The organism is Spongiactinospora sp. TRM90649 (assembly GCF_029382225.1).
Taxonomy (GTDB): domain Bacteria; phylum Actinomycetota; class Actinomycetes; order Streptosporangiales; family Streptosporangiaceae; genus Spongiactinospora.
Genome location: NZ_JARLTC010000073.1, coordinates 1 through 8,876, shown reverse-complemented (window position 1 = coordinate 8,876; position 8,876 = coordinate 1). Strand labels below are relative to the sequence as shown.

Annotated in this window: 2 protein-coding genes; both read left to right on the top strand. The window is 75.5% G+C overall.

Going from position 1 to position 8,876, the window contains the following annotated elements:
* Window positions 1-7,035: type I polyketide synthase (locus tag P3X83_RS42850; RefSeq protein ID WP_277311202.1), on the top strand; the 7,035-nt coding region annotated here is incomplete at its 5' end.
* A 96-nt stretch (window positions 7,036-7,131) separates the two neighbouring features.
* Window positions 7,132-8,876 (top strand): type I polyketide synthase (locus P3X83_RS42845; protein WP_277311203.1); only part of this gene is annotated, 1,745 nt, incomplete at its 3' end.

Genomic DNA, 8,876 nt, shown 5'->3' with positions numbered 1-8,876 from the left:
CAGATCCCGGTCGTCTCCAACCTGGACGGCTCACCGGTCGCCGAGTACACGGCCGAGTACTGGGTCCGTCACGTCCGCGAAGCGGTCCGCTTCGCCGACGGGATCGCGACCCTCCAGACCCAGGGCGTCACCCGCTACCTGGAACTCGGCCCCGACGGTGTGCTCACCGCGATGGCCCGGCAGTCCATCGAGGACGCCACCTTCGTCCCCGCCCTGCGCGCCGACCGCGACGAGCCCCGGACGGTCATCACCGCCCTGGCCACCCTCCACGTCAGCGGCCACATCCCCGACTGGACCGCCCTGCTCCCCGCCGCCCGCGCCATCGACCTCCCCACCTACCCCTTCCAGCGCGAGCGCTACTGGGTGGACGCGCCCCCCGAGGCCGCCGCCGTCGCCGCCGATCCGGTGGAGGCCCGGTTCTGGGAGGCCGTGGAGGCCGAGGACGTGCAGGCCGTGGCCGGGACGCTCGACCTGGACGGCGACGCCCTGGGCGCGGTCCTCCCCGCGCTCTCCTCGTGGCGTCGCGGTCGCCGGGAACGTTCGGTGGCGGACTCGTGGCGGTACCGGATCGCCTGGCGGCCCGTGGAGCCCGCGACGGGATCCCTGACCGGGACCTGGCTGCTGGTGACGGACGACGACGAAACCCCCGCCGTCCCGGCCGAGGCGCTCGAACGCGCCGGGGCCGGCGTGACCGTGCTGCGCCGTCCCGGCCTCGACCGGGACGCGCTGGCCGAGCGCCTGCGCGAGCTGGGCCCGCTGGCCGGTGTGGTGTCCCTGCTCGGCATGGACGAGGAGCCCGTCGCGGACGGCGCGGCCCTCACCCACGGACTCGCCGCGACGGCCGCGCTGGTGCAGGCGCTCGCCGACACCGGCTCCGAGGCCCGGCTGTGGTGCCTGACCAGGGGCGCGGTGGCGGCCGGCCGGTTCGACCCGGCTCCGGCCCCCGGGCAGGCGCTGGTGTGGGGCCTGGGCAGGGTCGCCGCGCTGGAGTATCCGCGCTGGTGGGGCGGCCTGGTGGACCTGCCTGAGGAACTGGACGAGCGGGCCGCCGCCCGGCTGGCCGACGTCCTGGCCGGAACCGGCGAGGACCAGGTGGCCATCCGCCCCTCGGGGGTGTTCGCGCGCCGCCTGCGCCGTGCCCCGATCGAGCGGGACGGCACGACGGGCCCGGACCTGGCGACCGGAACCGTCCTGGTCACCGGTGGCACCGGCGCGCTCGGCGCGCACGTGGCACGCTGGCTGGCCGTCCGGGGGGCCGGGAACCTGCTGCTGACCAGCCGCAGAGGGCCGGACGCCCCGGGCGCGGCCGAACTCGCGGCCGAGCTGGCGGAGCTGGGCGCCACGGCGACGGTCGCCGCGTGCGACGCGTCGGACCGCGACGCGCTGGCCGCACTGCTGGCCGAGCACCCGGTCAGCGCGGTCTTCCACGTGGCCGGAGTGGTCGACGACGGCGTCATCGACGCGCTGACCCCCGACCGGTTCGAGACCGTGCTCCGCGCCAAGGTGCTCGCCGCCCGCAACCTGGACGAGCTGACCAGGGACTCCGGCCTGTCGGCGTTCGTGCTGTTCGCCTCGCTCACCGGCACGATCGGCAACGCCGGGCAGGCCAACTACGCCGCCGCCAACGCCTACCTGGACGCGCTCGCCGAGTGCCGCCGCGCGGACGGCCTGCCCGCCACGTCGGTGGCCTGGGGGCCGTGGGCCGACGCGGGAATGGCCGACGACGAGATGGTGGCCGTCCGGCTGCGCCGGATGGGGCTGCCGCCGATGGGGCCCGCGCCCGCCGTCGCCGCGCTGGGCCACGCGCTGGCCGAGGGCGACGCCTGCGTCACGATCGCCGACCTCGACTGGTCCGCCTTCGGCCCCGGGTTCACCGTGGTCAGGGACAGCCGGTTGTTCGACGACATCCCCGAGGCCGCGCGGGCGACCGCCGAGCGCGCCGACACGGGGGACGCGGCGGCCACCGGTCTGCGCGAGCGCCTCGCCGCCGCCGGTCCCGCCGCCGGGAACCTGCTCGGCGAGCTGGTGCGGAGCAAGGCGGCCCAGGTGCTCGGGCACGCCTCGGCCGGGTCGATCGAGGCCGGGCGGGCGTTCAAGGACCTCGGCTTCACCTCGCTCACCGCCGTCGAGCTGCGCAACCTGCTGGGCGCGGCCACCGGGCTGAAGCTCCCGGCCGCGCTGATCTACGACTATCCGACTCCGGCCGCGCTGGCCGGCTACCTGCTCGGTGAACTGGCCGGGACGGTGGCGGGCGCGGGCGCCGAGCGGGCGGCTCGCGGGCCGGTGGACGAACCGATCGCGATCGTCGCGATGAGCTGCCGCTTCCCGGGCGGGGTGCGGACGCCGGAGGAGTTCTGGGAGCTGCTGGCGGGCGGGGTGGACGCGCTGTCCGACTTCCCGGCCGATCGGGGCTGGGACCTCACCGGCATGGCCGAGCCGGACGGCGACGCGGCGGCCCCCGCCAGGCAGGGCGGGTTCCTCTACGACGCGCCGGAGTTCGACGCCGACCTGTTCGGGATATCCCCGCGCGAGGCGCTGGCCATGGACCCGCAGCAGCGGCTGCTGCTGGAGGCGGCCTGGGAGACGTTCGAGCGGGCCGGGCTGGACCCGACCGCGATGCGCGGCAGCCGTACCGGGGTGTTCGCGGGTACGAACGGCCAGGACTACAGCGACGTGGCGACGGCAGGGACCACGTCCGGGCTGGAGGGCCAGCTCGCGATCGGCAGCGCCGCCGCCGTCATGTCGGGGCGCGTGTCCTACGCGTTCGGCCTTGAGGGCCCGGCGATGACCGTGGACACCGCGTGCTCCTCCTCGCTGGTCGCGCTGCACCTGGCGGCGCAGGCGCTGCGGAACGGCGAGTGCGAACTGGCGCTGGCCGGGGGCGTGACCGTGATGTCCACGCCGCTGGCCTACGTCGAGTTCAGCCACCAGCGCGGCCTGGCCGCCGACGGGCGCTGCAAGGCGTTCGCGGCGGCGGCCGACGGCACCGGCTGGGGCGAGGGCGTCGGGCTGGTGCTGCTGGAGCGGCTGTCGGACGCGGAGCGCAACGGGCACCAGGTGCTCGCCCTGGTCAGGGGTTCGGCCGTGAACCAGGACGGCGCGTCGAACGGCCTCACCGCGCCGAACGGCCCGTCCCAGCAGCGGGTGATCCGGCAGGCCCTCGCGGGCGCCGGGCTGGAGCCGTCCGACGTGGACGCGGTCGAGGCGCACGGCACCGGGACCGCGCTCGGCGACCCGATCGAGGCCCAGGCCCTCCTCGCGACCTACGGTCAGAACCGCGACGAGCCGCTGTGGCTCGGCTCGGTGAAGTCCAACATCGGGCACACCCAGGCCGCCGCCGGGATCGCGGGCGTGATCAAGATGGTGCTCGCGCTGCGGCACGCGGAGCTGCCGCCCACCCTGCACGTGGACGAGCCGACCCCGCACGTGGACTGGACGGCGGGCGCCGTCCGCCTGCTCACCGAGCGGACCGCCTGGCCGGAGCCCGGACGGCCGCGCCGCGCGGCGGTGTCGGCCTTCGGCATCGGCGGCACCAACGCGCACACGATCCTGGAGCAGGCCCCGGCGCCGACGGCACGGCCGTCCTCCCCTCCGCAGTTCCACGCCCTGCCGTGGGTGCTCTCGGCCAGGTCCGAGGCCGCCCTGCGAGCCCAGGCGGAACGGCTGCGCCATCACCTCACCGTGCTCGGCGACGAGCCGTCCGCCGCGCTCGTCGGCCGGTCGCTGGCCGCGACCCGCACCGGCCTGCCGCATCGCGCGGTCGTGCTGGCCGCCGACCACGCCGACTTCCTGCACGGCCTGGACGCCCTCGCCAGGGACAACGCCTCCCCGTCCGTGGTGCGCGGCACGGCGGGCGCGGGCCGGACGGCGTTCCTGTTCACCGGGCAGGGGTCGCAGCGCGCCGGGATGGGCCGGGGACTGTACGCGGCCTTCCCGGCGTTCGCCGACGCCTTCGACGCGGTGTGCGCGCGGTTCGACGCCGACTTGGACCGCCCGCTGCGCTCGGTGATCTTCGAGAACGGCGGCCCGCTGGACCAGACCCGTTACACCCAGGCCGGGCTGTTCGCCTTGGAGGTGGCGCTGTTCCGCCTCGTCGAATCGTGGGGGATCGTCCCAGACCTGCTGCTCGGCCACTCGATCGGTGAGATCGCCGCCGCGCACGTCGCCGGGGTGATGTCCCTCGAAGACGCCTGCCGTCTGGTCGAGGCGCGCGGCCGGTTGATGCAGGCCCTGCCCGCCGGTGGCGCGATGCTCGCCGTCGAGGCCACCGAAGAGGAGATCACGCTCAACGACCGGGTCGGCATCGCCGCCGTCAACGGCCCCACCTCGATCGTCCTGTCCGGAGCGGCCGAGGCCGTCGACGAACTCGAAGCGAACTACCGCGCGGAAGGCCGTCGCGTGAAGCGGCTCTCCGTCTCCCACGCGTTCCACTCCGTGCTGATGGAGCCGATGCTCGCCGAGTTCGGCCGGGTCGCGGCGGAGATCTCCTACGCGCAGCCCCGGATCCCCATCGTCTCCAACCTGGACGGCTCGGTAATGCAGGGTTACACGGCCGAGTACTGGGTCCGCCACGTCCGCGACGCCGTCCGCTTCGCCGACGGCGTCAGGGCACTGGCCGGGCAGGGCGTGACCACCTACCTGGAGATCGGCCCGGACGGCGTGCTCACCGCCATGGCCCAGCAGTCCATCGACACCGCCACTCTCGTCCCGGCGCTGCGCGCCGACCGCGAGGAACCCGAAGCGCTGCTCGCCGCCGTCGCCCGCCTCTACGCGGACGGCGCGCGCCCCGACTGGACCGCCGTCTTCGACGGCACCACGGGGACGGTCGAGCTGCCCACCTACGCGTTCCAGCGCCGCCGCTACTGGCCCGAGGCCGCGCCCCGCCACGAGGAGCTGACCAGGGACGTCGTCGAGGCGCGGTTCTGGGAGGCGGTCGAGGCCGACGACCTTGAGGCCGTCGCCGGAACACTGGAGCTGGAACCCGGCGACGAGCTGGGGGCCGTGCTGCCCGCGCTGTCCGCGTGGCGCCGGCGCAGGCGGGCGCAGAACGCCTCCGACTCCTGGCGGTACGGCGTTTCCTGGCTGCCGCTGACCGACGAGCCGGTCGTGCCGGTGCTCGCCGGAACCTGGCTGCTGCTCTCCCCGGCGGGACAGAACGCCGACGCGGACGTGGAGTCGGCCCTGACCCGGGCGGGCGTCCGGTTCACCCGGATCGAGGTCCCGGCGGACGGCCTGACGCGCGCCGCGCTCGCCGACCGGCTGCGCGCGGCCGGTGAGGTCGCTGGCGTGGTGTCCACGCTGGCCCTCGACGAGCGCCCGCTGACGGACCGGCCGGGCGTGTCCCACGGGCTGGCCGGGACGGTGGCCCTCGCCCAGGCGATGGGCGACGCCGGGCTCGACGCGCCGCTGTGGTGCCTCACCCGGGGCGCGGTCGCCACCGGCGAGCGCGACGCGGTGACCGCCCCGCTCCAGGCGCAGGTCTGGGGTTTCGGCCGGGTCGCCGCCCTGGAACTGCCCGACCAGTGGGGCGGACTGCTCGACCTGCCCGCCGAACTGGACGAACGCGGCGGCGACCGGCTGATCGCGCTGCTCGCGGGCGACTCCGGCGAGGACCAGGTGGCCATCCGGGCCCGGGGCGCCTACGGCAGGCGGCTGGCCCGCGCGCCGCTCGGCGACGCCCCGGCCAGGGACGCCTGGATCCCGACGGGAACCGTACTGATCACCGGTGGCACCGGGGCACTGGGCGCGCACGTCGCCCGCTGGCTCGCCGAACGCGGCGCGCCCCGCCTGCTGCTGGTCGGCCGCCGCGGCGCGGACGCCCCGGGCGCCCGCGAGCTGCTGGCCGAACTCGGACCGCGCGCGTCGGCCGTGGCCTGCGACGTCGCCGACCGCGACGCGCTCGCCCGGGTGATCGCCGAGATCCCGGACGACCTGCCGCTGACCGCCGTCGTGCACGCCGCGGGCGCGCTCGACGACGGCCTCGTGGACTCGCTGACCCCGGATCGGCTGCGGAGCGTCCTCGCGGGCAAGGCGCTCGCCGCCCGGCACCTGCACGAACTGACCGAAGGGCGGGAGCTGGACGCCTTCGTGCTCTTCTCCTCCTTCGCCGGGGTGCTCGGCAACCCCGGCCAGGCCAACTACGCCGCCGCGAACGCCTACCTGGACGCGCTCGCCGAACACCGCAGGAGCCTGGGCCTGGCCGCCGTGTCGGTCGCCTGGGGCCCGTGGGCCGAGGACGGCATGGCCACCGGGGAGGCCGCCGCCGGGCGCTGGCACCGGGGCGGGGTGACGCCGCTGCCCCCGGCGCCCGCCGTCGCCGCGCTCGCCCAGGCCGTGGACCGCGGCGAGGCCGGTGTGTCCATCGCGGACATCGACTGGCCCAGGTTCGCGCCCGCCTTCACCGCCGCCCGGCGCAGCCCGCTGCTCGGCTGGCTGCACACGCCGGAGCGGGCCGACGGCGCGGCATCGGCGGCCGAGCCCGCCGACCGGGCCGCCGAACTGCGCGAACTCCTGGCCGCCGTCTCCTCGGAGGCGGACCGCGAGGAGATCGTGCTGGAACTGGTCGGCGAGCAGGCCGCGCTGGTGCTGGGGCACGAGTCGGCCGCCGCGATCGAGGCGGAGCGGGCCTTCAAGGACCTCGGCCTCACCTCGCTGACCGCCGTGGAACTGCGCAACCGGCTCGGCGCCTGCACGGGGCTGCGGCTGCCGGCGAGCCTGGTGTTCGACTATCCGACGCCCGCCGTGCTGGCCGGGTTCCTGCTCGCCGAGCTGGCCCCCGAGGAGGACGCGGGGGACGCGGCGGCGGCCGAGCTGGACCGGCTGGAGCACGCGATCGCGGGCCTGCCCGCCGGCGGGGCCGCGCTGGCGGCCGTCACCACCCGGCTGCAGGACCTCGTGTCGAGGCTGGCCGCCGAGGCGGCTCAGACGGCCCAGGCGGCCATCGCCACAGCCGAGGCCGACGCGGAGGCCGAGCTGGCCGACGCGTCCGCCGACGACCTGTTCGACCTGATTCAGCGTGAGTTCGGAAAGTCCTGATGATCGTGCGATATCAGCTAGCTGCTTCTGGCGGGAGACGTTCCAATGGCGAATGAAGAGAAGCTCCTTGACCACCTGAAGTGGGTGACCGGCGAGCTGCGCCAGGCCCATAAGCGCCTGCGCGAGATCGAGGAGCAGAACTCCGAGCCGATCGCCATCGTCGGGATGAGCTGCCGGTTCCCCGGGGGAGTGCGGACGCCGGAGCAGCTTTGGGAGCTGGTGGCGGGCGGGGTGGACGCCGTCTCGGAATTCCCGGACAACCGGGGCTGGGACCTTGAGTCGCTCTTCGATCCGGACCCGGACCGTCTTGGCACCACCTATGGCCGCGAGGGCGGGTTCCTGCACGACGCGGCGGCGTTCGACGCCGAGTTGTTCGGGATCTCGCCGCGTGAGGCGCTGGCGATGGACCCGCAGCAGCGGCTGCTGCTGGAGGGGACCTGGGAGGCGCTGGAGCGGGCCGGGATCGACCCGACCGGGTTGCGGGGGAGCCGTACCGGTGTGTTCGCCGGGACCAACGGCCAGGACTACAGCAGTGTGATCAGCGCGGACCCGGAGGCCGCCGAGGGCTACCTGGCGACGGGCAGCGCGGCCAGCGTGATGTCCGGCCGGATCTCCTACACCTTCGGACTTGAGGGGCCCGCCGTCACGGTGGACACCGCGTGCTCGTCGTCCCTGGTGGCGCTGCACCTGGCGGTGCAGGCGCTGCGCAGCGGCGAGTGCGACCTCGCCGTGGCCGGTGGCGTGACCGTGATGGCCACGCCGGTGGCCTTCGTGGAGTTCTCCCGGCAGCGGGGCCTGGCCCAGGACGGCCGCTGCAAGGCGTTCGCCGACGCGGCGGACGGCACCGGCTGGGGCGAGGGCGTCGGCGTGCTGCTCGTGGAGCGGCTGTCGGACGCCCGCCGCCTCGGGCACCGGGTGCTCGCGGTGGTGCGCGGCTCGGCCGTGAACCAGGACGGCGCGTCCAACGGCCTGACCGCCCCCAACGGCCCCTCGCAGCAGCGGGTCATCCGCGCGGCGCTGGCCGGAGCGGGCCTCTCGACCACCGATGTGGACGTGGTGGAGGCGCACGGCACCGGCACCCGGCTCGGCGACCCGATCGAGGCCCAGGCCCTGCTCGCCACCTACGGCCAGGAGCGCGAGGAGCCGCTGTGGCTGGGCTCCATCAAGTCCAACATCGGGCACACTCAGGCCGCCGCAGGTGTCGCGGGCGTGATCAAGATGGTCATGGCCATGCGGCACGGGGTCATGCCGCGGACCCTGCACATCGACCGGCCGTCGTCGCACGTGGACTGGACGGCGGGCGCGGTGCGACCGCTGACCGAGAACCGGGCCTGGCAGGTGGACGGCCGTCCCCGCCGCGCCGGGATCTCCTCCTTCGGGGTGAGCGGCACCAACGCGCACACCATCCTGGAGGAGGCGCCCGAGTTCGCGCTTGAGGAGGCGGCCGAGCCCGCCGTCCCGGGGCCGGAGCCGGTGGCCGCGCCGTACGTGCCGCTGGTCCTCTCGGCCCGCACCGCCGAGGCGCTGCGCGGCCAGGCAGGACGGCTCGCCGACCTGCTGACGGCCGGAGCCGCGCCGATCGACGCCGCGCACAGCCTGGTCACCACCCGCGCCGCCCTGGAGCACCGCGCCGTCGTGCTGGCCCCCGATCGCGAGACCGCCGTGTCCCGCCTGACCGGTTTCGCCACCGGCGAGGACGGCTCCGGCGTCGTGACCGGATCCGTCACGCCGGGCAAGACGGCCTTCCTGTTCACCGGCCAGGGCTCGCAGCGGTCCGGGATGGGCCGGGGACTGTATGAGACCTTCCCGGTGTTCGCCGAAGCCTTCGACGCCGTCACCGA